This is a genomic window from Streptomyces sp. NBC_00539, assembly GCF_036346105.1.
GTDB lineage: Bacteria > Actinomycetota > Actinomycetes > Streptomycetales > Streptomycetaceae > Streptomyces.
In genome coordinates, this window is the sequence record NZ_CP107811.1 from 6,804,536 (window position 1) to 6,826,599 (window position 22,064).

Below are 22,064 nucleotides of genomic sequence, written 5' to 3' on the forward strand. Positions count from 1 at the left end.
CGTCGCCGCCCTCTGCGAGATCGGCGGCGCCTGGCAGGTCTGGCAGGAATCGGGGAGCACAAGGGCGGGGGTCTGGATCGGCGCAGGCGTCGTCGCCCTCGGCCTCTACGGGGTCGTGGCCACCTTCCAGTCCGACAACGAGTTCGGCCGCAACCTCGCCGCGTACGGCGGGATCTTCGCGGCCGGGTTGATCGCCTGGGCCATGGTCGCCGACGGTTACCGCCCCGACCGCTACGACGTCATCGGCGCCCTGGTCTGCGTCGCCGGGACAACCGTGATCATGTACGCGCCCCGCAGGGATCTCCGCGCGAGCGCGTGGCGGCTCTCATCCGTGGTTGGCACGACCTGTAGCGGGGGCCCCGAATCCTCGAGGAGTTCAGGGAGCAGCCGACGCCGCTCGGTGTACCGGCGGCCTCTGACGTCGCCGAGGTATGGGGGGGCCGGGAGATCGAAGACGGCGTACGAGGCGGGGGTTCGCGCGCCGGCTTGCCGGGCCGCGGCACGGTGGAGGCGGCCCGGACCGTACCGTCCGAAGTCGGCCTTTCCCGCGTGCCAGATCGCCGCCGCACCTGATGCTTACGGCTCGGTCCGGATATTCGCTGTTCGCCGCTCGTTGAAGGTGGTCATACTGCCGCGGTGGATCCAGTGACTCTTGAGACCGGCCGTCTGGTGCTGCGGGCCTTCACACCTGCCGACGTGGATGCGGTGTACGAAGCCTGCCAGGACGAGGACATCCAGTTGTACACCCCGGTGCCGGTGCCGTACCGCCGTACGGATGCGGAGAAGCTCGTCGGCGAGACGCTGCCCGCCCAGTGGGCCGAGGACAGGGACTACACCCTCGGCGCGTTCCGCAAGGACACCGGCGCCCTGGTCGGCTCGTACTGCCTGACCCTCATCAGCCGCGGCGTCTGGGAGCTCGGATACTGGGCGGTCAAGGAGCAGCGCGGACGCGGGTACTCGGTGGAGGCCGCTCGGGCCCTGTGTGACTGGGGCTGGGCCACGCTCGACGTCCACCGCATCGAGTGGTGGGCCATGGCCGGGAACACCGGCTCGCGTGCCGTCGCCGAGAAGCTTGGCTTCACCATCGAAGGGACACTGCGCAATCGCAGCATCGCCAACGACGGCAAGCCGCACGACTGGTGGGTGGGCGGATTGCTGAGGCCCTGATGCTCGGGCCGGTGCTTCGTCGGCTGTACTTGGGTCTTCTGCAGGGAAGTTCCCAGCTCGGACAGTTCCCGCAGAAGAGCCACCCATTGTTCATCGGCGGGCAGCCGTGACGTGGGGGTGGCCGCGAGGGTTCTTCGAGTTGGCCGATTTGTGGCGAGCACGGCGCGAGTCGGAGCGGCGTGGTGCCGAGCGGCAGCGGGAGGCCCGTGTCGGCCCGACGCAAGCCGAGCACCGAGCTCGTGCTCGCCCGGCCGCCTGCTGAACAACCACCAGCCGACCCGTCAGGCCAGCATGGCCAAACCTCAGTCGCGGACCAAGTCGTGAGGGGATGGCCACACCCGCTCAGTCGATCTCCCCGCGCCACGTTCCGCCCCGGGCGATGCCGCCGCGGACGCGCCGCCTAGGGTGCGGGTATGACCTCGTCTAGCTACCTCTCCGAACTGTTCTCACTGGACGGCCGGGTCGCCGTGGTGACGGGCGGCAGTTCCGGCATCGGCCGAGCCATCGCCGGGGCTCTCGCGCGAGCGGGGGCGAGCGTGGTGATCGTGGCGCGCAAGGAGTCGGAACTGACCGCCACGGTCGACGAGCTGGCGGCGGACGGCTGCCGCGCGGCCTGGGTGAGCGCCGACCTGAGCGCCCGTGAAGGGGTACGCGCCGCGGCGGAGCAGGCCACCGAGGTGTTCGGCGAGCCCGACGTTCTCGTCAACAGCGCCGGGATCAACCTGCGGCCGCCGATGGGCGAGCTGGGCGAGGACGTGTGGGACGCCACGATGGCGGTGAACCTGGAGGCGCCCTACTTGTTGGGCCAGCGGTTCGGGCCCGGCATGGCCGAGCGGGGCTTCGGGCGGATCATCCACATCACCTCCCAGCAGGCGCACCGGGCGTTCGTCCAGAGCGGTGCCTACGGGGTCTCCAAGGGGGCGCTGGAGTCGCTGGCCCGCTCTCAGGCTGAGGCGTGGTCGCCACACGGCGTCACCTGCAACACGCTGGTACCCGGCTTCGTCATGACCCCGCTCAATGCGCGGTTGTCGTCCGACCCCGGGAAGGCGGCGGCGCTGGCCGCGCGCACGATGGTCGGGCGCAACGGCCTGGCCGAGGACTTCGCCGGAGCCGCGGTGTTCCTGGCCAGCCGCGCCTCCGGCTACGTCACCGGGCAGGCAATCTTCGTCGACGGCGGGTTCTCCGTTCACTGAGCCCAACTCTGAGATCGGCATCAGATCGAGCACGGCGGCGTCCGGCCTCTCGTCGCGCCGATTCGACCACCCGTTCGGCGAGGTCCACCTCGACACGGCGTCCCGCCTGGACCGCGCCGAGGCCACCATTCCAGGATTTCGCTCCCCGGACGACCCCGACGATGGCCGAGGGCCGTACGGCCAGGCCCCCCTGCGCGCAACCGGCGGCGGGCGTGTACATGTTAACGGTGAGTCAACCGGATCAGGCTGCTGAAACGCCAGATGTTCGGCCGCGCAGGCTTCGCACTCCTCCGTAAGCGGGTCCTGCCCTACTCCGAAGCCGGTCGTTCAACCTTCGGCGCCGGCGAAGGTGGGTCGTTTTCGGCAGCGAGGGTGACTTGCGCGGTCCATGACCAAGGCTCCTGGGGCGGCTCCCAGCTCACCGCCACATCGGTGTCGTGGAAGTCGCGCGCGAGTTCCGTCACCATCACCGCCGCAGCGGCCCGCGCGTCTTGCGGGTCGGTGTTGAGCGGCACGTCCAGCCGTCCGCGGAGCATTCCGCTTTCGGTGAGGACGCTGGTGCGCCAGCCCTCCGGCGTCGCCAACAGGACGATCCCCCTCGGAATGCCCCAAGCGGGCCGCTTCTTCTTCTCCTGCTTGCGTCTCACCATGCCGCTATCCAACATCGTCGGGTTCATGGTGATGAGTCTGGGTGCAGGGCCGACCGCCGTGACGCGGTCTGGTGCCTGTCTTGTACGGCAAGCTGAGCCGTTCAAGACGCATCGTCGATGAGCCCGAAGCCCTCTGGGAACTCTTCCAGGAACGTGCGGCGAGCCGGGTTGGTCTCGGCGGCTGCCATCTCGCCGATCAGGGCGATCAGCTCCTGTTGTTGATCATTCGACAGCGTGCTGACCACGTGCGCGACGCCCTCCAGAACCTTGACCGCGTCGTCCGGATCCATCTGCTCGTCTTCGCTGCCGTCGACAAACCACAGGACGTCGACCAAGGCCTCGGCCAAGGCGTGAGTCAGGGACGGGTACAGGGACGTCACGAAGGGCTCCCAGAAGATCCACGGTGCAGTCGTCCGGCCATCCCACCACACACCACTGACATCACTGTCCGCGAGCCTCCACAGGAAGTGGATCAGAGCTCGAGAACAACGAACAGCGTAAGTGCCGACGTAGCCGGGCTCCTGACCGCCGCGCACCGCCAGGGCGTCGGCGTCGACCGGGCCGTCGCCGCTCTCCTGGCCCAGCAGTGCACCGTCGCACTCGCAGCCGGCCCCGCGGCCACGGCCGGGCGGCCTTTTCCGTGCTTCTACCCACGCCGGTTGCAGACCGACCGGCAAAGGGAGGGCGGCGTCGTCCGGCAGCAGCGAACGACGGGGGACGGCTATTCGCCCGTGCACCGGTGGCGGTCGTGCTCTAATCGCCGGATGACGGAGATCGAATCAGAGCTGATACGACGCTGGGTGAACGGCTGGACCGTCGCTCGCTCCCTGCCCGAGGCCCAGCCGGTCGAGTCCGCCGGAGACGGCCTGCGGTCCCAATGCGACCAACCCGGCCGCGAGGTCGAGGTGTTCGCGCTGCGTGCGGACGAAGAACCCGAGTCCTTGCCACGGCTGGCGGCAGCCGTCGCCGCCGCGAGGCAGAGCACTTGGCTCACCGTACCTACGCTGCGCCCAGGCGCCGTCGAAGCCGTCGTAGGCGCCGCCGGACTGGAGTTGCTCCACCGCTCCGAGTGGTTCATGACGACCGATCTGACCAAGCACCCTCAGCACGCGCCCGCCGCGCCCTACGCGCGCGAGGTCCGCACGGAGGGACCAGTCACGGTCGTCTCCCTCCATGACTCCTCCGGAGAGGTGGCGGCGCGTGGCACCATCGCCGTGGTCGGCGCCGATGCGATCGCCGATCGCATCGAGACGGATGCGGCACACCGGCGTCGCGGCCTGGGTCGCGCCATGATGAGCGCTCTGGTGGAGGCCGCCGTGGCTCAAGGCGCCCGTACCGGTCTTCTCATCGCCAGTGAGGAAGGCCAGCGCCTCTACTCCGCCCTCGGCTGGCGCCACGAAGCCGACGTCGTGATCGCCCGGCGGCCGATGGTTCCCTCCGACCGGTAGGACTGGCTCACGCCGGCCGATCCGCCCTTGCGCATGGCGCATGGCGCACGGCAGTCGCCGGTCGACCGGCCCGTGAATGCCGCGGAGAATTGACGGCATCGCCGTGGCTTGAGGTGCAACCGCCAGACTGCCATCGCACCCACTTGTGGGCCGCTCTCGACGGATCGCGGTTCGCTGGAGGAGGCGGGAGATGCGGGGACTGATGTGCCGGTTGGCCGGGTGTCGCCGGCAGCTCCCGGCAGGTGACATCCCGGGCCGCGGCGCGGACCCGCGCCCCGACCGCCGTGGCAGCATCGGCGCATGCGCTACCGATACGCCACCGAGGCCGACGCAGTCGCCCTGGCTCGGCTCTTCGCCGCCAACCACCACGATGCCCTGACCGAGCAGCAGCGCACCGCGCAGGGCTTCGTACAGGGCACGTTTGACGCCGCCACTCTGCGCGACATGGCCGCCGCCGGCGAGCTGCTCGTGGCCGACGACGGGGAGGGCGGCATTGCCGGGCTGCTCGCGCTGTCGGTGGCCGCCGACATGGCCGACCCGCCGGCCGCGGTCACCGGACTGCTCCGGGCTCAGTCCGCCCTCGCCTGGCGGGGCCGTCCCCTGGACGAGGTGCCGTGGCTGCTGTACGGGCCGGTGGTGGTCGACGCCGCCTTCCGCGGGCAGGGGGTGGCCCGGGGCCTGTTCGAAAAGGCCGTCGAGACGTCGGCGGGCCGCGCCGAGGCCCTGGTCGCCTTCATCGAAGCGGGCAACACGCCCTCCTGGCGCGTCCACGTGGAAGCCTTCGGTATGACCCCGCTGGGCGACTACATCGCCGCGGGCCGCACCTACCATGCCGTCGCGACCGCCGCGGTGTTCTGACCGGCGGCCCGGCCCCTGGGCGGTGTCCAGCGGCCGAGGTCCAGCCCGCCGCGCGGAGCCGCTCGAAGCCGTCCAGCAGCGGGTCCAGCGCGAACTCGAACTCGAACTGGTCGTCGCAGCCGGCGCCCACCACCGACCCCGCGTCGCCCGCGGCCGCTCTTGCCGGCTCGGCGATGCGCGGGAAGCACTCCGCCAGTGCCGGATCGGGGGGCGAGCCGCCGCTCGCTCCTCCTCCCGAGGCGTTCCTGAACGCCCTGTCCGACGAGGGGAGCGGATGGGAGAAGTACCGTCCCTGCCACGAGATCGCGATCGCCTTGCACGAGTCCCCGACCGTGCGGGCTGAGTCCCACCATGAGCCCTGGCGTTGAACCGACGTTGCTCGTCAAGGCATCAGCGTGCAGTCCGCCGGACGGCGAAGACCAGCCACCAGCGCACTATCAAGTCATCTGCGCACAAGTAATCTCATAGCACCCTCGGCGCTCACACCTCGGAATTCTGTTCGCGGAACGGTCTCCGTGACCGATCCGTGAAGGCGGGCCGAGGACCTGCACCGGCAGGTCGCCGATCAGGAGTTCGATGCGCGCGGCGTCGTAGCCGGCGTCCATCACCACCAGGACCTCCGGATGCCCCCCTTCGCCTGCGCGGCGGCGATCAACCGGTCTTCCGTGTCGCTGAGTTGGTACGTAGTTACGGAGGCCAGGTCGGCTCCGGGCTCCAGCCGACTGCGTCCAGGACCGTCGTCCAGTACGCGCGACCGACCTCCAGTGCGGCGACGAGGAGCATGCATCCCGCGGTGCGTCAGAGGCAGCGTCAGACAGGTCGTCGCGCAGGCATCAGGTCATGTATCAGCGTGCCGGCCCGCGCGACCTGGAGAGACATCTTCACGGACAGTGTCAGCGAGGAGTCGCCCTCAGAGGAAGGTCTCCACAGGCAAGCGCTGCTGTGGCGTGACCGGGGGAGTGAGGGGCACCCACAAGCGGTCGGAGTGTCCGTGCGCTCCCGGTTCCTCACATCCGGGTGTTTAGCCCCGTGAGATATGGTCTGGGCTATTTGGGTGGGCAGGATGGCGGTCGGCGATGAGGTCCCGGTCGGCGGGGCCTCACCGAACGTGAAGGAGCAGGATGCGAGGCTTCAAGACTCTCGGGGCGGCCGCGCTGGCGGTGGCCCTGGTGTCAGGCGTCGGCTGGGCAGCGCACGCGTCAGACAGCCAGGCGCCGGCCAAGCCGAAAGCAGCCCCCGCGGCTGCATCGGTCGACGGCTACCAACTGGTGAAGCTGCCGAATACGAACGTGCCGAACTTCGAACGGCGTACGGTGTTCTGTCCGCCGGGGAAGGTTGCCATTGGCGGCGGCGCGGAGGCGCAGGGCGAGGACGCGGTCCTCCTCGGGTCGTTCCCGACGGAGGACGGAGAGGGCTGGATCGGCCTCGGACGAGACTCCATCCGGGACAACGTCGGGATCTCGGTGTACGCGATCTGTGCCAACCGCTAACAGCTCCTGACCCGCGCCCCACCCCTGTCTTCGGGGGCGGGGCGCCGTGCTGTGACCAGAGGCAGCGATCCCGGCCGGACAGCCCTTGTGGTGTGCGGGCCGGGTGTAGGACTCGCCGGTGGCGAGGATGCGTCCGGCGCCGTAGCGGGAAGCTGGTCGCCGATTCTTGGATTCAGAAGGGCGGCCAGGGTCAACCTGTACGGGAAAACGGGCACACCAGTCCGTGCACCGAAACCCAGCCGGCCCGAAGTTCCGCCGGTCGTTCCCAGGGGCGGCGCAGGTCCCGCGCGAGGGGGCGGCGAGGTGGAGTTGGGCGTATGTGGCCAGAACGAGCCAGGTGCAGCGGTCGGCTGCGCCTGAGCGGGTCAACTGGGTCAAGAGAGCCGTCCTCCGACCGTGGATCCCCAGCTTCGTACACAGGCTCGCCGGGGCTGCACCAACGGCACCCTCTCCCGGGGTGTCTGGCCTTCCTGCTGGCGGTGCCCGCAGGAACGGCGAAAACGGAGTACTTCGGCCACCTCTGCGAGGTACCTAAGCCGACGGAGCACTGCTTCGCGAGGGCCACAAGGGGGTGGCTTGGGTGGGCCCCGGTCCCTGACGTACTTTCGAACCTGTGACGCGCACCCTGAGATCCCGGCTGGTGGCCCAGTGAGCGGCTGGTGGGCCTACCTGGAGGAACGGACCTGCCGAGAGGTCGATGCCGATGTGTTGCGCGACCGCCGGCTGTCGGCGGTCAGGTCCGTCTGGGAGGCGCTGCGCCCGCTGGGGGTGGGCCTGCACGAAGCGGAGCGAGTGGTCCACGCGCGATACGAGGCCCTGGGCGACCGCGTGCAGCGCACACCTCCTGATCCGTTGGACCTCCCCTCGCTCGCAGTCCGTGCCGCGGCTCTCCCTGGCCGTGTGGCGGCGGTTGAGGCGCTCTGGGACGGCGATACAGTGCACGACTGGTTCGTGCTCCTGGTCGCGGTCCTGGACGCCCCGGAAGGGGAGGGTCATCTGGCGACCGTCTACCACCGCTCTGGCGGCCCTCTTCCTGGTGCTGCCGCCGCCGAGGCCGGCCGGGCGCTGGCCGGCCACCTTCGCGTGCCTTTTCACTTCGCGTCTCCGGACATCCCTGATGACGACGCCCCGCGCTGGAGGACGATCCAACGGTTGGCGGAAGGACCGTGACTGGCGGTGTGGACGGTGCGCGGCGACCCCAAGGAGGTCGGATCATCTGGTGCCTCCCGTTGCGTCAGAGCCGAAATCCGTGAACAAGGCCATACGAGCCACCGCGCGGTTCGCGGCGGCAGCAGCCGCAAATCACCCGTTCGCTGTCATGACGGCCATGCCCAGCAAGTGAGAAAGGCTTTTCGCACATGTCCATCGACCAGGCGTCCTGGGAAGCGGCGGTACGGCACCTGTACGAGGACGCGTTCACGTTCAGCGCCACCGGCCCGCGCAAGCACGAGGACTGGCGGGCTGACGTGGTCGCCGTCATGGAACGCGCCGTCCCCGACCCGCGCGGCTGGGTCGGGTTGGACGACACCGCTGCCGAGCGAGCGGCGGGAGGGCCCGCCTTCCCCTTCCGCCCGCCCTACAAGGCCGATCCCCAGCGTCGGCTCACCCCGGCCGACGTCGGGGAACGGTTGCACGAGATCGACCGTGCGAGCGCCGAGACCCTCCTCCTCGCCCTCACCGATGGCGGCTGCACCCTACGGAACCTCGAACGGTTCACCGAGAGCTTCGACGAGCTGCAGGACATGGCCCGCATCATCCTCGCCCGCTACGGGGACACGTTCACCTGCTACACCAACGTCACCGTCGGCGCGGGCAAGAACGGCACGCTGGACTTCGGGGCGTCCCACTGGGGCTACACCCCGATGACCTTCTACTTGGAGGACGCCGGCCTGGTCATCGTCTCCGACACCGAGGTCGGGCTGTTCTGGACATTCGACGTCTGAGCCCAGGGGACGAATCCATGGCGACCCGATCCATCGAGCCCGGCACCGGGGAAGCCGGGCTGGTGGAACTCTGCCCGGGTGCCCGCGTCCTCCCGGCCGGGCCGGGGACGAGGGGAAAACGGTGTGACAACCCGCCCGGTGCGGGCTCAGGCTGGGTGCATGCGTACGCATTTGAACGTCTTCGGTATCGATGTGATCCCTTCGGATCCGCGGGACCGTCACGACAACCCCGAAGTCCGCCCGCTGATCGACGGCTCGGACTTCATCGAGCACGACTACTACGGGGCGGTCTGCGGTGACGCTCTCAGATGGCTGCTGCCGGATGGGCCCTTCGCGGTGGGGGAGGTGCCCCACGAAGTGGAAATGGCGGCGTGGTGCTGTTGCCGCTCCGCGCTCGATGTCGTCATGCGGCGCGAGGGCGACACGGTGGTGTGGGCGTGTAAGGAGCCCGAAGACACTTCCTCTTACGAATATCGCTTTGATGCCGGGCAGTACGACGCCGAGGTGGCACGGGCCACCCGGGACCGTGGCTGGGAGTGGCCCTCCGCGGCCGTCGCCCGGGAACTGGAGGGCATCCTGCGCGCCCGCGCCACGTGGCTCGACACCTGGACGTGTGAAGTCGACCAGGTGTGGGCGACCCCCGGGAGCCTCGACGAGATTCGCCTCGCTCTGCGGACCTATGCGCTCCAACCCGGTGGTGCCTGGCGTTCCCTGGGGCGCATCGGGCTCGTACGACCGGTGACCGACGAGGATCCGCTCCTCCAGGCCGAGCGTCTGGCGCGGGAGATCACGGCGGTTGATCCGCGCACGGTGGACGGCATGCGGGGTGACACTCCCGGCGCGCCGCTTATGGACTGGCTCGGCAGTCCACGGGAGTTCGGGCCGAGCAGTCACAAGTGGAGCTGAGCGCCCAGTGGCTGACGGTGCGACGGTGCGACGGTTCGGACGGCATGGAAGCGGCTGGCGGAGTCGCGTGAGGGCGGTCTGGAGTCGGTGGTGCGGCCGTCGCCTGCACCGGCAGTGGTTCGGTCGAGGAGGGACGTCAACTGGAGTGCGAGGACCTCGGGGACGGCCGCGTGAGCCTCCTGCCGTTGACCATTCCCGCGGACCAGACCCACGCCCTAGACTGCGACCGCTCCAGGACGGACCTGGCGATCATCGGGAGGGCGTGCGAGATGAACCGAGCACTGATCAGCGTATTCGCGGCCGTGGGGTTAGTCGTGGCCGGGGGGAGTGTCGCCACTGCTTCCGACGGAGCACCGCCGCGCACCACACACGGCCCTTGCCAGTACACGCAGACCCCGGACGAGCCGCCGGCGCGCCCTGTTCCGCTGGCGCCTGACCCGCGGCGCACCCCCAGCCGTGGCACGGTTGACATGGCTGTTCCGACCAGCCAGGGCCCGCTCCCGCTGCACTTGGACCGGGCCAAGGCGCCGTGCACGGTCCAGAGTTTCCTGCACCTGGCACGGCACGGGTTCTACGACCGTACGGTGTGCCACCGTCTGACGGCGTACCCGACACTGAAGGTCCTGCAGTGTGGCGACCCGACCGGTACCGGTGAGGGCGGCCCCGGATACAAGTACAAGGACGAGCTGCCGGTCGACCTGCCGCCGGCACCAACCGATCCGACCGGCGCGCGCCGTCTCTATGGGCGCGGCCTGCTGGCGATGGCCAACGCCGGTCCCCACACGAACGGTTCGCAGTTCTTCGTCGTTTACGGCGACTCCGCGCTGCGACCGAACTACACGGTGTTCGGCACGGTCGGCACCGACGGCCTGACGACACTCGACAAAGTCGCCGCCGGAGGCATCGAGCCGACCGCGGAGAACCCGGCGCCGGTCGACGGCGCACCCGTGCTGCGGACTGAGCTGCTCCGCGTCCGGCCCTCCTACCAGCACTGACGCACCGCGGCCCGGCCACGTCCTCGATAAGCGTGCCTAGTCCGCCTGTGGCCGCCCCGGGCGGACTACGCCGGCCCGGTGAAGCTTCTGGGTGCGGAAGCGGAGAGCTCCGGACCTTGTGCCCGCACTACGCGAAGCGCCCCAGGTGCAACCAGTGGACTTCGTACGGTGCCGCCCCTGGACATCGCACCACCGTCCGGTCCCGGCTCCCTGCCGGGGCCGGAGTCCGCGACGGCGCAGAGCCAGATGCCGGGCCATGGAGCTGGTGGGCAGGAACAGCCAGCCGGGACCCCGAACGGATCTGCCGGTCCTGCTCGACCGGCAGGTGCTCCTCCGCCCGGACCAGGCGCCAGCAGCCGCCTCGGCGTCCGCGGAGCCGATTCCGACCAGATCGCCGGCCGCCTTGGGGTGGCTGTCCCCGTCCGGGTCGGTGGAGGTGGGAGGTGGATGACAAGCACCACGGCGGGGGTGACCCTAGTTGCGTTGTACTCGGTGTTCCCGGGTGTATCTGTGTGTTGAGGGTCGTGTGACGGGGCTGGTTCGGTGGCGGCCCGGCTGGCGGACCGCGGCCTCAGCGGCTGGACAGGGCGTGGTCGAGGAGGGGGAGCAGGCGGTCCCAGTGGTGCCTGAGCCCGGCGGCGCTGAAAGCGTCGGTGTCGGACATGGTGAAGCCGTGGACGGTGTGGGGATAGATCTCGGAGGTGTAGCGGACACCTGCGGCGTCCAGGGCCTGGTTGAGCTCCCCGAGGGCCTCGGGCGTCAGGTCGCCTTCGGCATGGCCGAGATGGACCTGGGCGGTGACCCTCAAGAAGAGGTCGGGCCCGTCGGCGCCCACGGGGCCGTGGAACGAGGCGGCGGCGGCTACCCGGCCGGGATGGGCAGCGGCGGTGCGCATCGCCAGGAGCCCGCCGATGCAGTAGCCGGTCACCGCGACCGGGCCGGCGCCGACCTCGGGCTGGGCGGTGAGGAAGTCGAGGTAGGCGTCGGCGTCGCTGCGGACACGTTCGGCTGTGTGCGCCTGGATCAAGGGCATCAGCTGGGCCATGATCTGAGGGCGGTCCTGCTCTCCGATGTGTTGGGGAAGCTCGATTACCGGTGTCGGGCCGTGCCGGTAGAAGTGGTTGGGGACGAGCACGTAGTACCCGTGCCCGGCCAGCTCGCGGGCCAACTCCCGTATCACGGGCCGAATGCCGAAACCGTCCGCGTACATCAGCACCCCTGGGTAATGCGTGCCGTGGTCGGGGAAGGCGGCGAAGGCGTCGGCCTGGCCGTCCGCGGTGGGAATCTGCAGGGTCTTGGTGGGCATGGATGCTCCTGTCGTGGTTGATGTGGCGAACCCTTGATCAAACACGACGGAGGCGGAGCTCGCGCAGCAGCGCAAGTTCCTCGATCGGCCAGCGGGACCAGACCATCCCGCACGGTGCTCAGAGGCGCACCGGGTCACCAATCCGTGTGTGGCGCGATGCCGTCCCGGTAGTCATGCCCACAACGTAGACCACGGAACAGGACGAAGCCAGCATCATCAGCCCCAGCGCACCTCAAGCACTACGGCTCGCCACACACAGAACCTGACAGGGAATCTGCGGAGTCCGTGGCCCTCCGCCAAAGCCGGCAACCGCGCTGCCGACACCCACGCGCTGCGCCACCCGGGCACTCTGCGGTTGTACGGGGGTCGCCTGATACGTGGTCGTGCGTCGGTCAGGCGGGATAAGTGTGGGGCTTGTTCGTTGTGTGACTGGCGGCTCCGCGGCCGCGATGAAGGGCCACCGTGTGCGCTACACCCTCGCCAAGAAACCCGTGAACGAGCTCGTCGAGACCGCCGATGAGAAGAACAGCGTGGCGATTGCCTTGAACGTATCGTTGGGCGGGTGGACGAAGACCTTCACAGACTCCCGGATCTGCGCGGCCATCGTCGACAGGCTCATCTTCGGCGCAACATCATCCAGCCCGGAACCGAGTCCTGCGACCTCGCCTCGACCAGAGGCCAAGCTGAGCGAGCAGTCGGCTGAGTGGCTTGGCAATTGTGTCCTGAGGCGCTGACGGGGCTCCAGCTTCGATCTTCCGCAGCAGTTCCCCATCATCGTGATAGAGCTCAAGTTTGAACCGCAGGCCGAACCGGGTCAGCAGCGCTGCGAGATGCTCGAACCGCTGAGGATCGACAACCCCGTTCAGGAGGGTGTCCCCGTCGGTCGGGTCGACCTCGATGCGGCACCAGCTGGTCTCGACCTCATATGACTCCCACGAAGCCGATCGGGCGCTCCAACCAGCACCGACGAACTTCCCGGCCACCAGCGAGGCACTTGGAGCCCCTGCCAGGCTGCCACACACGTTGTTGTTGATCTCAAACCAAACGGGATCGAGCGGCTGTCCCTCATCGGATATGTCCACAGCTGGATTATGAAGCAGACCCCGCGCCCTCCGATCGCGCACACCATCGACATCTGACCAGGCGTCACAGGCGACGCTGCGCCAGACAGTGGAAGCGACTCACCCAGGCCAGACAGATCGCATCGCGTAGATCATCCGGAGCGGTATGACCGCCGGCGCCAAGCGCCCCCTGCGGTCGTCGGCGCCGTCACCGGCACCCTCACCCGCCCGCAGCTCCTCGTCCTCGGCCGCCACGACCAGACAGGCCGGCTCCGCGCGGTCGGCCGACCCGTACGGCTGCGCCCGGAGGCGGCCCGCCCGGTCAGCAAGCACCTGGCGGCCGCCGACCCCGGACACCCCTGAGAGGGTGTCACGTTCACCGCGATCTGGGGGGCCGTCCGCAGCTCGAGAAAGGGGACGGTCAGAGGTGGGCGCTAGCGTGTGCGGTTATGGCTGACATCTTGGAGCTCATGCTCACGCTGGATCTACGCGACGAGTTGTCCGAGGACGAGCTCGCCGAGCTCCGATGGCACCTCGGGCTGGGCCCCAAGCCGGAGATCCTCCGTATCGTGACGGAGTTTCCGTTCGTGGACGAGGATGATGACGGGGTACTCGTCGTCGAGGACCACCCTCAGCCTCTTCTGGGTCAGCATGGCGAGGCGTTCGAGGTGGATGGCGCGCTCGTCTCGGTTCTCCTTCGCCGAGAGCGCACCTCGTTCGGAGCGTGGGCTCTGACCAGCCGGCAGGAGATTCACCCCGACCAGTTCGCCCTCACAGGTAGGCTGCTCGGCTGGCTTGCGGCCAAGGCCGACGACCGTCGCCGGCGCTTCGACGGCAGCGTGGACCTGGGGTGGACCCGGTTCTACGAATCACGCCAGGTAGAGCCGCTGGTTGTGCGTGAGGGAGTCGTCATCTGGCCGTCGTAGTCAGCAACCTTGGTCGGTTGCCCGAGGGATCCAACCTGCTGGTGCTCGTGTGTGATCTCCAGCCGCGTGGCTCCCCGTTCCGCCGGTGTTCTTGAGGATGCGGCTGGTGGTCTTGTCGTGGTAGCCGAGGACGCCCGCCACAACGGGGGCGGGAAGTTCGAGGAGTTGTCGTCGGATGGCGGCGCCGCGGGCGGCGGCGGGGGCTCTCCCGGCGCAACGCACTGTCGAAGTTGTGCGACGTGCTGCCGTGCATTGACGGGGCCGGTCCGCTCGCTCGTGGACGTGGCCCTTGCGCCCGAACGCCGGCGAGCTGCCCCGTCGTGCAGGACCGCACACCCTGCGCGGGGGTGGTCATGGCGCGCCCGGGCCGACGTGGGTTCATCGGGGCTCGCACGGTGAGCCACTGCACCGTTCCTCGGGCACACCCCGCGGCGCCGGTGTCGCCGGTGCCGGCTCCGACGGCGGATGCCACGGGGACCAACTCCTGTCATCGGCACCATCGTTCTCCCCGCAGTGGCCGGCCACCGCGCGGGGTGCGGCGCTTCTGGCCGGTGCGGGAGGGTTGACGCCGGAGGTGCGGCGCGGTGCCATGAGCCGGTAGGAGGGGGTGTGCGGTGGCCGACGAAGACGGCGGTGCCGGGGGTCGGGGTGGCGAGGGGGCGGTGGGCGCCCGGATCGCCCGCATAGCCCTCATCGTCCAGGGCCCGAGGACCACTTCTGGGTGGCGGTGCTCGTGCTGATCGTGGTGGTCCTCTTCCTGGTCGGTTTCCTGTCCAACGTGGACATGGACACCGGGACCCCGACCCAGGACTGGAACACCGTCTGGCGCTGACGGCCTGGCCTGACCAGGGCACTGTCCGCCCGCCCCCCGAGCCCGCAGGCGGTCCAGGTGACGGGAGGTCATCGAACAGCCGGAGGACTACAGCCGTAGCGATGGAGTACAGGTCCGGGCTCACACGGTGCTGGTGACCGTCACCACGACGGTCAGAGGTTCAGTGGTGCTGTGGCGGGCGAGATGGGCCGTGACCGCCGCTCTTACGTGATCACGTACTTGCCGGGCCACGTCGACGATGCGGCGGTCGGAGTGCAGGACGCAGCGCACTTCCACGAGCCAGCCCCCTGCCTCGGTGGCTTCACAGCGAATACCGCCCGTCTCGCGGGAGGCAGCGATTCCGGTAGTCGACTCGTGCCTGGAACGGGAGGCGGCGAAGGTAAGGCGGTCGGCGAGGGCGGGCTGCAGCGCTGCCACTCCGGGTACGGCGAGGGCTGCATGGGCTGCTGCCAGTCGGATGTCCTGGCGGGGAGCGGTGCTCATGTTTCGTTTCTCACGGGTTGCCTTCCACCGGTCGGGTGGGGGATTCCAGTACGGCGTTGATGGTCAAGTCAACGGTCGCGACGGCGAGACCGAGGAGGTGGTCAGCCGCACCCAGCACGGCTTGGCGGACCTCTTCGGCCAGTTCCGGCAAAGGATCGTCGAGGGCGGCGGCGATTGTCATGGAGACGGTGTGCAAGGTGTCGCCCTCTTGCAGGGGCGTGAAACGGCAGCTGGCGGCCCGGGCTCCGGGGATGCTGTCGGCTGCCCGGCGCAGCACCTTTGCCGCAGTCCTTTCGGCGATGCGCAGATTTCGGTCGGGGTCGTCGAGCAGCAGCATGGGGCCCAGCCGTGTCTCGGCCCGCACGGCGTTGATGATCCGATCGCCGAGGGTGCGGACGTCGGGGCGTTCCTCGGCGCGCAGAGCGCGAGTGGCCCGGTCCAGGGCTGTCAGCGCTTCGACGGCCTCTCGGCAGAAGGTGCAGCCGGTGGTGTGCGGGTCGGCTGCTGCGGCGGCGGGATCGCGGGCCTGTTCCCAGGCACGGGCAAGCGGGCGTCCGCAGGGAAGGCGTTCACTACCGAAGGCCGGGTCGGCATCTGTGTCCGGGCGTGCCTTCGACCCCGCGCGGTCCAGGGGTCCGGGGGCGTTGCCAGAGGTGGGGTGCGGGTCGTCTAGCGCCATGGGCGCATCGCCTCCATCAAGGCGCGTCGTGCGCGAAAGAGCCTGCCGCGCACTGTCTGTTCACTGCTCCCCACCACGTGGGCGATCTCCGCATAGGACAGACCGTGCAGTTCCCGCAGGACCCAGCACACCCGCAGCTCCGGGCCGAGTTCCAAGAGGGCGCGTGACAGGGCGGCTGCGGCGGCCTCCGACTCGGCGACTCGTGGCGGCGAGCTGCCGGGGTCGGCGGCAGCGGGCTCGGGAAGTGTGTCCAGGGACAACGGGCGTCGCACACGTTTCATGTTGAGACAGCGGTTAGTGACGATACGGTACATCCAGGTGCCGAAAGAGGCATGCTGGTGGAATTCGGGCAGCTGTCGCCACGCGCTGATGAAGGCGTCTTGCACGGCGTCCTCGGCGTCCGTCGGGCTGCCGAGCAGGCGCTGCGCGAGGGCCAGCAGTCGGCCGCCGTGCCGACGGACCAGAACCGCGAAGGCGTCCTCGTCTCCTTCCCCGGCACGTACGGTCAGCAGGCCGTCAGGAAGGTCGGCATGGAGATCCTGCCCTGTCGAAGACCCTCGACCTGCCGTGATTCCGGCTTCCGGCTGTGGGGTGGGCCGCAAGGGGAGAGCGGGCCCGCGCGGGGGTGGCGGGGGTGGGGGCCGGGACGGGTGGTGCATCGCCCTCTCCTTCGTGAAGGGCTTTTGCGATCTCCTGCCGATTTCTGATGATATGCGGCTTTCGGCGTGGATGCCGTGTGAGGAATGTGCGCGCAGCGTGTCCAACGTGATGGAGGGCACCACACCGGTGCCCGGACGGGAAACCTGGGGAGGTTCCTCATGTCGGACACCATCAACCCCGCCGCCGGTGGGGGAGAGCCCGGGTCGGGTCTTACGGCCAAGGCCCCGACCGGTCAGGTCGGCGCCGGCACGGCGCCCCAGTCTCGGGGCCGGACGACCATATCGGACAGTGTGGTCGAGAAGATCGTAGGAATGGCAACCCGCGAGATTCCAGGCATCCACAGTCTCGGCGCGGGTATGGCCCGCACCATCGGCGCCGTGAAGGACATGGTTCCCGGCGGACGCAGCAGCGTCAGCCGTGGCGTGAAGGTGGAAGTGGGTGAACGGCAGGCGGCCGTCGACCTGGACGTCGTCGTGGAGTACGGGGTGGCCATCGTGGACCTCGCCGGCGAAGTCCGCCTCAACGTCATCTCGGCCGTGGAACGCATGACCGGCCTGGAAGTCGTGGAGGTGAACATCACCGTCGATGACGTCCACCTGCCCGACGAGGAAGACGAGGACGAGGAAACCGCGGCGACGCGCGTGCAGTGACCCCCACGCGATCCGCGAACGAACGACCCGGTCGCGATCAGCGGGCGAGCGGTCCCGACACGGCAGAAGCACGTTATTGCGAAAGGGCAGGTGAGTGAGATGAGCGCAGCGGCAGTGGGCCTGCTGGCCGGCATAGCTCTGGGATTTGCCGCATTCTTCGGCGGGTTCTGGGCCTTCCTCCTGGTGCTGGTCCTGGGCGCGGTCGGTCTGGTGCTCGGCCTCGTGGCACAAGGTGACGTGCAGAGGTCCGACTTCCGTCCCCGGGGGCGACAATGACCTCGGATCCCGCCACCGGCCCGTCCGCAGGAGCGGCCGACGCCTCACTCGCGGGCGCAGTGCCCCCGGCGGAACGCGGCGCCACGGTCATCCCGGACAAGGTCGTGGCCCGCATTGCGGCCCGGGCCGCACGGGAAGCGCTGACCGAGGAAGCGGCGGCGTCCCCCGAGCGCGGCAGTCTGAGTACTCCGAGCGCCTCGGTCACCACCGGGAACGGCACGGCGCGCCTGAGGCTCTCCATGAATCTGCTCTATCCCACGGACCTCGTCACTGCCTCTCGCCGGGTGCAGCAATACGTCGGCGAGCGGGTCACCCGACTGACCGGAATGAAGGTCATCGAGGTCTCTGTGGTCATCGAGCAACTCGTCGCGTCCGGCAGTTCTCGACAAGGTCGTGTGCGGTGAGCGGCCGGGTGCCGCCGCCCTCATCGGAAGGAGAGCCGGCATGAAGGGTCATCTGGATCCGCCGGTCCGGACGGAGCAGCCGGGCACCGATGACGCCGCCGCCGGCGCGACCGGGCAACCGGCCAGACACCCTCCGGGTACCGAGCAGCCCGGTGGTGGCGTCGTCCGCGGGCGCCGACCGTGGTCCGCCCGCCGGATACCCGCCGCGCTGGTCGCCTTGGTCGTCGCAGGTGCCGCCGTACTCGTCCTGGTCGACGTCATCAGGGTCCGCGTCGGCCGGTCCGCCGCGGCGTGGCGCACGAGCCTCGCCCGCGAGCTGGCCACGCGTCCTCTGGACGACGTCTGGATTCGGATCGGTGCCGTCGTCGTCGCCCTCCTCGGTCTCTGGCTGATCGTGCTGGCTCTCACCCCGGGCCTGCGCCGCCGGCTGCCGCTCAACAGTTCCGACGCCGACGTCCGCGCCGTGCTGGACCGCGGCGCCGCAACTGTCTTCCTACGCGATGCAGCCCTGCGCGTCCCCGGGGTAAGCCGCGCAACGATCCACCTCGGTAGACGCCGCCTCGCAGCCCGAGCGGAGGTACGGTTCCGCGACCCGAGCGAGGTCAGGGCAGATGTGTCGACCGCCCTGCGGGAGCAACTCGACCGGCTGGGGCTGGCCAACCCTCCCACCCGGATCTCCGTCCGGGCACGTCACTTCCGAAAGTGACGCGTCCGAGACGCTCACCGACGACACAGCACAGGACGGCTCCCATGAAGAGGCAATCGGCAGTCAACCGGATCCTTGTGGGCCTGACCGGCCTGGTCCTGCTCGGTGCGGGGCTCCTCATCCTCGCGGGCGGTTTCAACGTCTACGAGCGCCGGCACGTCACGCCCCCCAACGGCTGGCCGCTGGCCACTCCTGGCGCCGTCGTACTGAGCTACCGCACCCGTACCCGCTGGACGGACCAGGACTGGTGGTGGCCCGTGGTGATCGCCGCCTTGGTCATCATCATCCTGCTGGCCCTGTGGTGGCTGCTGGCCCAACTACGCCGGCCCCACCCGGGCCACCTGCGCCTCGGGCAACCGGCGACGCCGGAGGGCGGCGTGGAGCTGAGAGAGCGCGCCCTCAGCGACGCCCTGGCCGCCGACGCACGCAGCCAAGCCGGCATCGGCCAAGCCACGGCGCGCACGCTCGGCACGACGCGCCACCCGGAAGCCCACCTCGACGTCACCCTCACTCCGGACAGCAGCCCCGCCGAGGTCCTCCAGGCGCTGTGCGACGGCCCACTGACCCGAGCCCGTCAGTCCACCGGCCACAGTCATCTCCCTCTCCAGGCGAACTTCCGTGCCACCCGGCACAAGCCGCATCGCACGGAATAGGCGGAGACAGCCCATGGACCGGGTGATGACGGGGCGAAGCCGTTACCCGGTGCGCGCAGGGGGCACCTATAGGTGCCGTGGCCGGTCCGCGTCAGCGGGCATGGCTGACAGCCTTGCAGACGAGGACGAAGGAGTAGGGCAGATGACCGTGCCCCGGCCGGCAGACGCGTAACGACTCCCCCCGGACGGTCAGCCTGTAGTGCATGGTCCTCACCGATCGGCCAACGAACCAAGTGGCTGCCTGCACCACGTGCGGCCCGTCCGGCAAAGTCAGGTGTGGACCAGGCTGTTGCGACCGTCGTGGCTGTCGGGGCGCTCGTCATCGAACCAGTGGCCTTCCGCCGCCAGGTAGCGGAAGGAGTGGACACTGTTGACCGGCAGTGTGACAGTGACCGCGCGCATGCCGTCGTCACGGGGAAAGAGGGTGTCGAAGCAAGGCTGCCAGTTGTTGAAGTCACCGACGACGCTGACCGGGCCGGGTGGGGTGGCGGCCGGCAGGACGAACGTAACCTCGGTGCGGTCCTTGAACTTCTTGAGTTCGAGCATGGGGACTCCTTCACGAGGGATGTTTGTCTTACCATCCGTCAGCGGTGCCTGAATATGACGGAGGCGGCCACGGTCGCGTGCAGGCTTCACCCGCTCGGTGGGCCGACTACGCCGACCTGACAGACGTCCTGGTCGAACCGCCGTGCCGCTGCCCGGACAACCCGCCCGCACCTGCGCACCGGCGTCGGCACCGGTGCGCACCAGTGCATGATCATGCTGCTCTCCGGGGCCCCGTCGCCCCATCCGCCGCCTCGACCAGCTGGGCGGGGGACGGCATGACCAGGATCGACGAGAGCCTGAGCGCTGCCCTGCGTAACGCGAGTAATCGTGCCAACGCCTCGCAGAAGGTTGCCACGGGCCTGGCACCCACGCCCACGCCTGAGGGGCTGCCCGCCTTCCCCCCCCCCCCCGCGGCGAAGCGAGCCAGGTCGAAGGCTTCCATTCAAGGCGGGGGAGGGCTGCGCGCACGTGGGAAGGACGCCAAGGGTCGGATTGATGAGCACGACCGGCAGCGCGACACGGTCGGGAATACGACACGATCATCGAGACCGGCACCGACTCCTACCGCCTGGCTACCACTCGCGGACGACCCGAACGGGGTCAGGCAGGCTGACGAGACGCGGCCGTTGAGGCCGTCGCCTGCTGCCGATTGAGCTTCTCCAAGACGCGGTCGCGGAGAAGCTCGTATTCCTCACGGAGCCTGCGCCACTCCGTCACGGGCGGGCGGGGGATCACGATGCCTCCGGTGACGATCTCCTCCGGTCCGAACTGCTCGCGGGTGAGGTCGATCTCGACGCCCATGCCCAGGCGGTTCCACCAGTGGTAGTCCACACGCTCCCCGTCGACGTGGACCTCTCCCCGGATCAACTCGCCTCCCAGCAGGTCATTGAGCACCATGGCGGTCACCCCGCACTGGTCCCGCGCCGGATTGTCCTCGGTCCAGCGCGATCGGAACTCAGGAGTGCACGTCTCGGCACTCCAGCTGTTGCGAATGGCTCGTTCGACGTCGGTGAGAAGCAACGGTGTCATGCCGGCGATCCTGCCAGCAGGCACTGACAACGGTCGTACGCCGGCAGACACGGCAACCGGCTGCTGCCATCAGCAGGTCGCAGCCAGCTCGGCCCACATCTGGCGCTTGAGCATCTTGATCCGGTTCGGTGAGCGAAGTGGTGAGTCACCAGTGCGTAGGGGCCTGTTCGCCGACTCACCCGGCGGGCGCGGTATCGGCGCCGGGGGAGTCGCAGATCGCCGCAGGCGGGGTCAGAGGACCTCGGTGTCGTAGAAGCAGAGGTGGTCTTTGATCGCGGCGACGTCTGGCTTGGGGTCCGCGTACGCCCAGACGAGGTCGGTGGCCCCGGGGACGGACCAGTAGCCAGCCTCCCCCTTGAACGGGCAGTGGGTGGTGGTGTCGGAGGGGGTCAGCAGGTCGGTGCGTACGTCCTCGGGCGGCAGGTAGTACCGCGGGGGGCAACCCGTCTCGCGCAGCACCAAGGGGCGCCGACTTTCGGCCAGCACCTGTCCGTCCTTCACGACGCGAACGTGCTCGGTGCCCTGTTCGATGGTGATGTCGTGTCCACGTGTCATACGCTCCTCAGCGCACCCGGCCGGGGAATTCTTCCCGCGACCCCTGCCGGGCGTCGCGGAACATCAGTCCAGAGGTAGACCAGGAGGTCGCGCAGGAGCTTGGCGGCCGGCGCTGCACGTCAGGCAGGGCGGGGCTTCGCAGCAGGCGAGACGGCCCACGTGCTGCCACGCTGCTGCGAAGCCGGTCGTTCGACGCTGACCCCCGGGTAGCGCCGTAGAGGCAAGGCGGATTCCCCAGCTGTCGGCAGGGGAACCCGGGCCATTTCTTGGGCGGCCCCAAAGTCCCGCGAACGAGCATGCGGAGGGCTGCGCCCTGCGTGTAGCGCCTACCTCAGGCAGCCGCGGGCCGCGTTCTGAGAGATCAGCCAGGTCAGCGGGATCGTTCCGTCGACAGCGGGTTTCGGGCGTCCGCCCGGCGAGACGGACCCGCGAAAGGGTGAGGTGTGAGCTCAGGGCCGCTCTTGAGCCCTGAGCCGGACCACCGCACGTCCCTCCGTCCGGTGCCCATGGTCATGGCCACCGGCATCCGCCCGGAGTCCGTGGAAGCCTTCGCACCGGACTCCGCGGACGGCGCCCCGCCGCTCTCCTGCTTGCCATTGCCATTGCCATTCCGGCCGGGACAGTGAGCCGGTGGCCAGGTCACGTGCG

General features: G+C 69.3%; 26 protein-coding genes and 3 pseudogenes. 18 read left to right on the forward strand and 11 right to left on the reverse strand.

Going from position 1 to position 22,064, the window contains the following annotated elements:
- Positions 1-19 precede the first annotated feature (19 nt).
- From OG861_RS30975 to OG861_RS30985, 3 genes and pseudogenes are all read left to right on the forward strand, one after another.
- A pseudogene (locus OG861_RS30975) lies at positions 20-295 on the forward strand (YnfA family protein); the annotation flags it as partial.
- A 341-nt stretch (positions 296-636) separates the two neighbouring features.
- A complete protein-coding gene (locus OG861_RS30980; RefSeq protein WP_329191845.1) occupies positions 637-1,167 on the forward strand; it encodes a GNAT family N-acetyltransferase in 531 nt (176 codons plus the stop codon).
- Between the two features lie 413 nt (positions 1,168-1,580).
- A complete protein-coding gene (locus OG861_RS30985) occupies positions 1,581-2,360 on the forward strand; it encodes an SDR family NAD(P)-dependent oxidoreductase (protein ID WP_329191844.1) in 780 nt (259 codons plus the stop codon).
- Between the two features lie 308 nt (positions 2,361-2,668).
- Here the strand turns inward: OG861_RS30985 and OG861_RS30990 are convergent, their stop codons facing one another.
- Positions 2,669-3,037: a hypothetical protein gene (locus tag OG861_RS30990; protein WP_329191842.1), complete on the reverse strand. Its 369-nt coding sequence runs from the start codon at positions 3,035-3,037 to the stop codon at positions 2,669-2,671.
- A 74-nt stretch (positions 3,038-3,111) separates the two neighbouring features.
- Positions 3,112-3,687: a hypothetical protein gene (locus OG861_RS30995; protein WP_329191840.1), complete on the reverse strand. Its 576-nt coding sequence runs from the start codon at positions 3,685-3,687 to the stop codon at positions 3,112-3,114.
- An 87-nt stretch (positions 3,688-3,774) separates the two neighbouring features.
- On the opposite strand from OG861_RS30995, the gene OG861_RS31000 reads away from it, so the two are divergent.
- Positions 3,775-4,458, forward strand: coding sequence for a GNAT family N-acetyltransferase (locus OG861_RS31000; protein WP_329191837.1), 684 nt, complete (start codon positions 3,775-3,777; stop codon positions 4,456-4,458).
- A 300-nt stretch (positions 4,459-4,758) separates the two neighbouring features.
- Positions 4,759-5,316: a GNAT family N-acetyltransferase gene (locus tag OG861_RS31005; RefSeq protein ID WP_329191835.1), complete on the forward strand. Its 558-nt coding sequence runs from the start codon at positions 4,759-4,761 to the stop codon at positions 5,314-5,316.
- A 31-nt stretch (positions 5,317-5,347) separates the two neighbouring features.
- Here OG861_RS31005 and OG861_RS31010 read toward each other — a convergent pair.
- Positions 5,348-5,527, reverse strand: a pseudogene (locus OG861_RS31010) (TetR/AcrR family transcriptional regulator); the annotation flags it as partial.
- Between the two features lie 910 nt (positions 5,528-6,437).
- Between OG861_RS31010 and OG861_RS31015 the strand changes: the two are divergent.
- The 5 genes from OG861_RS31015 to OG861_RS31035 all read left to right on the forward strand — a co-directional run bounded on the left by OG861_RS31015 (position 6,438) and on the right by OG861_RS31035 (position 10,650).
- Positions 6,438-6,806, forward strand: a complete 369-nt coding sequence (locus tag OG861_RS31015) for a hypothetical protein (protein WP_329191833.1) — start codon at positions 6,438-6,440, stop codon at positions 6,804-6,806.
- A gap of 648 nt (positions 6,807-7,454) precedes the next feature.
- Positions 7,455-7,976, forward strand: a complete 522-nt coding sequence (locus tag OG861_RS31020; protein ID WP_329191831.1) for a hypothetical protein — start codon at positions 7,455-7,457, stop codon at positions 7,974-7,976.
- A gap of 188 nt (positions 7,977-8,164) precedes the next feature.
- Positions 8,165-8,749: a hypothetical protein gene (locus OG861_RS31025; protein ID WP_329191829.1), complete on the forward strand. Its 585-nt coding sequence runs from the start codon at positions 8,165-8,167 to the stop codon at positions 8,747-8,749.
- A 159-nt stretch (positions 8,750-8,908) separates the two neighbouring features.
- A complete protein-coding gene (locus OG861_RS31030; protein WP_329191827.1) occupies positions 8,909-9,655 on the forward strand; it encodes a hypothetical protein in 747 nt (248 codons plus the stop codon).
- 470 nt (positions 9,656-10,125) lie between these two features.
- Complete coding sequence (locus OG861_RS31035) at positions 10,126-10,650, forward strand: peptidylprolyl isomerase (protein ID WP_329191825.1); 525 nt, start codon at positions 10,126-10,128, stop codon at positions 10,648-10,650.
- Positions 10,651-11,221: 571 nt separating this feature from the next.
- Here OG861_RS31035 and OG861_RS31040 read toward each other — a convergent pair.
- On the reverse strand, positions 11,222-11,956 hold the full coding sequence (locus OG861_RS31040; RefSeq protein ID WP_329191823.1) for a dienelactone hydrolase family protein: 735 nt from the start codon (positions 11,954-11,956) through the stop codon (positions 11,222-11,224).
- 434 nt (positions 11,957-12,390) lie between these two features.
- Between OG861_RS31040 and OG861_RS31045 the strand changes: the two are divergent.
- Positions 12,391-12,659: pseudogene (locus OG861_RS31045) on the forward strand (ATP-binding protein); the annotation flags it as partial.
- On the opposite strand, the gene OG861_RS31050 reads toward OG861_RS31045, so the two are convergent.
- Positions 12,589-13,038 (reverse strand): hypothetical protein, encoded by a 450-nt coding sequence (locus OG861_RS31050; protein ID WP_329202655.1) that lies wholly within the window; start codon positions 13,036-13,038, stop codon positions 12,589-12,591. The pseudogene OG861_RS31045 and the gene OG861_RS31050 overlap by 71 nt on opposite strands.
- Before the next feature lie 428 nt (positions 13,039-13,466).
- Here OG861_RS31050 and OG861_RS31055 point away from each other — a divergent pair, with 428 nt between their 5' ends.
- Positions 13,467-13,943 (forward strand): hypothetical protein, encoded by a 477-nt coding sequence (locus OG861_RS31055; protein WP_329191821.1) that lies wholly within the window; start codon positions 13,467-13,469, stop codon positions 13,941-13,943.
- 952 nt (positions 13,944-14,895) lie between these two features.
- On the opposite strand, the gene OG861_RS31060 is transcribed toward OG861_RS31055, so the two are convergent.
- From OG861_RS31060 to OG861_RS31070, 3 genes are read right to left on the reverse strand one after another with little or no spacing between them, the layout of a single operon-like run.
- The gene (locus tag OG861_RS31060; protein WP_329191819.1) at positions 14,896-15,258 is read right to left on the reverse strand and encodes a hypothetical protein; all 363 of its coding nucleotides are present in this window, start codon (positions 15,256-15,258) and stop codon (positions 14,896-14,898) included.
- 10 nt (positions 15,259-15,268) lie between these two features.
- Positions 15,269-15,937 (reverse strand): hypothetical protein, encoded by a 669-nt coding sequence (locus OG861_RS31065; protein WP_329191817.1) that lies wholly within the window; start codon positions 15,935-15,937, stop codon positions 15,269-15,271.
- Entirely contained in the window at positions 15,928-16,539 is a 612-nt protein-coding gene (locus OG861_RS31070; protein ID WP_443056395.1) for an RNA polymerase sigma factor, read from the reverse strand. The genes OG861_RS31065 and OG861_RS31070 overlap by 10 nt, the downstream gene beginning before the upstream one ends.
- A 216-nt stretch (positions 16,540-16,755) precedes the next feature.
- Between OG861_RS31070 and OG861_RS31075 the strand changes: the two genes are divergently transcribed.
- From OG861_RS31075 to amaP, 5 genes are all read left to right on the forward strand, one after another.
- A complete protein-coding gene (locus OG861_RS31075; protein WP_329191815.1) occupies positions 16,756-17,247 on the forward strand; it encodes an Asp23/Gls24 family envelope stress response protein in 492 nt (163 codons plus the stop codon).
- Positions 17,248-17,346: 99 nt separating this feature from the next.
- Positions 17,347-17,523 (forward strand): hypothetical protein, encoded by a 177-nt coding sequence (locus OG861_RS31080; RefSeq protein ID WP_329191814.1) that lies wholly within the window; start codon positions 17,347-17,349, stop codon positions 17,521-17,523.
- A complete protein-coding gene (locus OG861_RS31085) occupies positions 17,520-17,927 on the forward strand; it encodes an Asp23/Gls24 family envelope stress response protein (RefSeq protein ID WP_329191812.1) in 408 nt (135 codons plus the stop codon). The genes OG861_RS31080 and OG861_RS31085 overlap by 4 nt, the downstream gene beginning before the upstream one ends.
- A 40-nt stretch (positions 17,928-17,967) precedes the next feature.
- A complete protein-coding gene (locus OG861_RS31090; RefSeq protein ID WP_329191810.1) occupies positions 17,968-18,633 on the forward strand; it encodes a DUF6286 domain-containing protein in 666 nt (221 codons plus the stop codon).
- 44 nt (positions 18,634-18,677) lie between these two features.
- Positions 18,678-19,286, forward strand: a complete 609-nt coding sequence (gene amaP, locus OG861_RS31095) for an alkaline shock response membrane anchor protein AmaP (RefSeq protein ID WP_329191808.1) — start codon at positions 18,678-18,680, stop codon at positions 19,284-19,286.
- A 270-nt stretch (positions 19,287-19,556) separates the two neighbouring features.
- Here the strand turns inward: amaP and OG861_RS31100 are convergent, their stop codons facing one another.
- Positions 19,557-19,832: a hypothetical protein gene (locus OG861_RS31100; RefSeq protein WP_329191806.1), complete on the reverse strand. Its 276-nt coding sequence runs from the start codon at positions 19,830-19,832 to the stop codon at positions 19,557-19,559.
- Positions 19,833-20,107: 275 nt separating this feature from the next.
- On the opposite strand from OG861_RS31100, the gene OG861_RS34350 reads away from it, so the two are divergent.
- Positions 20,108-20,485, forward strand: coding sequence for a colicin E3/pyocin S6 family cytotoxin (locus tag OG861_RS34350; RefSeq protein WP_443064468.1), 378 nt, complete (start codon positions 20,108-20,110; stop codon positions 20,483-20,485).
- Here the strand turns inward: OG861_RS34350 and OG861_RS31105 are convergent.
- Entirely contained in the window at positions 20,433-20,861 is a 429-nt protein-coding gene (locus OG861_RS31105) for a YunG family protein (protein ID WP_329191804.1), read from the reverse strand. The genes OG861_RS34350 and OG861_RS31105 overlap by 53 nt on opposite strands.
- A 231-nt stretch (positions 20,862-21,092) precedes the next feature.
- Entirely contained in the window at positions 21,093-21,416 is a 324-nt protein-coding gene (locus OG861_RS31110; RefSeq protein ID WP_329191802.1) for a DUF427 domain-containing protein, read from the reverse strand.
- Positions 21,417-22,064: the final 648 nt, after the last annotated feature.

What these genes read in the sequence shown, in the direction of transcription:
- OG861_RS30985 (WP_329191844.1), top strand. Translation starts at nt 1,581, where the DNA reads ATGACCTCGTCTAGCTACCTCTCCGAACTGTTCTCACTGGACGGCCGG.
- OG861_RS30990 (WP_329191842.1), bottom strand. Translation starts at nt 3,037, where the DNA reads ATGAACCCGACGATGTTGGATAGCGGCATGGTGAGACGCAAGCAGGAG.
- OG861_RS31000 (WP_329191837.1), top strand. Translation starts at nt 3,775, where the DNA reads ATGACGGAGATCGAATCAGAGCTGATACGACGCTGGGTGAACGGCTGG.
- OG861_RS31005 (WP_329191835.1), top strand. Translation starts at nt 4,759, where the DNA reads ATGCGCTACCGATACGCCACCGAGGCCGACGCAGTCGCCCTGGCTCGG.
- OG861_RS31015 (WP_329191833.1), top strand. Translation starts at nt 6,438, where the DNA reads ATGCGAGGCTTCAAGACTCTCGGGGCGGCCGCGCTGGCGGTGGCCCTG.
- OG861_RS31025 (WP_329191829.1), top strand. Translation starts at nt 8,165, where the DNA reads ATGTCCATCGACCAGGCGTCCTGGGAAGCGGCGGTACGGCACCTGTAC.
- OG861_RS31030 (WP_329191827.1), top strand. Translation starts at nt 8,909, where the DNA reads ATGCGTACGCATTTGAACGTCTTCGGTATCGATGTGATCCCTTCGGAT.
- OG861_RS31035 (WP_329191825.1), top strand. Translation starts at nt 10,126, where the DNA reads ATGGCTGTTCCGACCAGCCAGGGCCCGCTCCCGCTGCACTTGGACCGG.
- OG861_RS31040 (WP_329191823.1), bottom strand. Translation starts at nt 11,956, where the DNA reads ATGCCCACCAAGACCCTGCAGATTCCCACCGCGGACGGCCAGGCCGAC.
- OG861_RS31055 (WP_329191821.1), top strand. Translation starts at nt 13,467, where the DNA reads ATGGCTGACATCTTGGAGCTCATGCTCACGCTGGATCTACGCGACGAG.
- OG861_RS31060 (WP_329191819.1), bottom strand. Translation starts at nt 15,258, where the DNA reads ATGAGCACCGCTCCCCGCCAGGACATCCGACTGGCAGCAGCCCATGCA.
- OG861_RS31065 (WP_329191817.1), bottom strand. Translation starts at nt 15,937, where the DNA reads ATGGCGCTAGACGACCCGCACCCCACCTCTGGCAACGCCCCCGGACCC.
- OG861_RS31075 (WP_329191815.1), top strand. Translation starts at nt 16,756, where the DNA reads ATGTCGGACACCATCAACCCCGCCGCCGGTGGGGGAGAGCCCGGGTCG.
- OG861_RS31080 (WP_329191814.1), top strand. Translation starts at nt 17,347, where the DNA reads ATGAGCGCAGCGGCAGTGGGCCTGCTGGCCGGCATAGCTCTGGGATTT.
- OG861_RS31085 (WP_329191812.1), top strand. Translation starts at nt 17,520, where the DNA reads ATGACCTCGGATCCCGCCACCGGCCCGTCCGCAGGAGCGGCCGACGCC.
- OG861_RS31090 (WP_329191810.1), top strand. Translation starts at nt 17,968, where the DNA reads ATGAAGGGTCATCTGGATCCGCCGGTCCGGACGGAGCAGCCGGGCACC.
- amaP (WP_329191808.1), top strand. Translation starts at nt 18,678, where the DNA reads ATGAAGAGGCAATCGGCAGTCAACCGGATCCTTGTGGGCCTGACCGGC.
- OG861_RS31100 (WP_329191806.1), bottom strand. Translation starts at nt 19,832, where the DNA reads ATGCTCGAACTCAAGAAGTTCAAGGACCGCACCGAGGTTACGTTCGTC.
- OG861_RS34350 (WP_443064468.1), top strand. Translation starts at nt 20,108, where the DNA reads ATGACCAGGATCGACGAGAGCCTGAGCGCTGCCCTGCGTAACGCGAGT.
- OG861_RS31105 (WP_329191804.1), bottom strand. Translation starts at nt 20,861, where the DNA reads ATGACACCGTTGCTTCTCACCGACGTCGAACGAGCCATTCGCAACAGC.
- OG861_RS31110 (WP_329191802.1), bottom strand. Translation starts at nt 21,416, where the DNA reads ATGACACGTGGACACGACATCACCATCGAACAGGGCACCGAGCACGTT.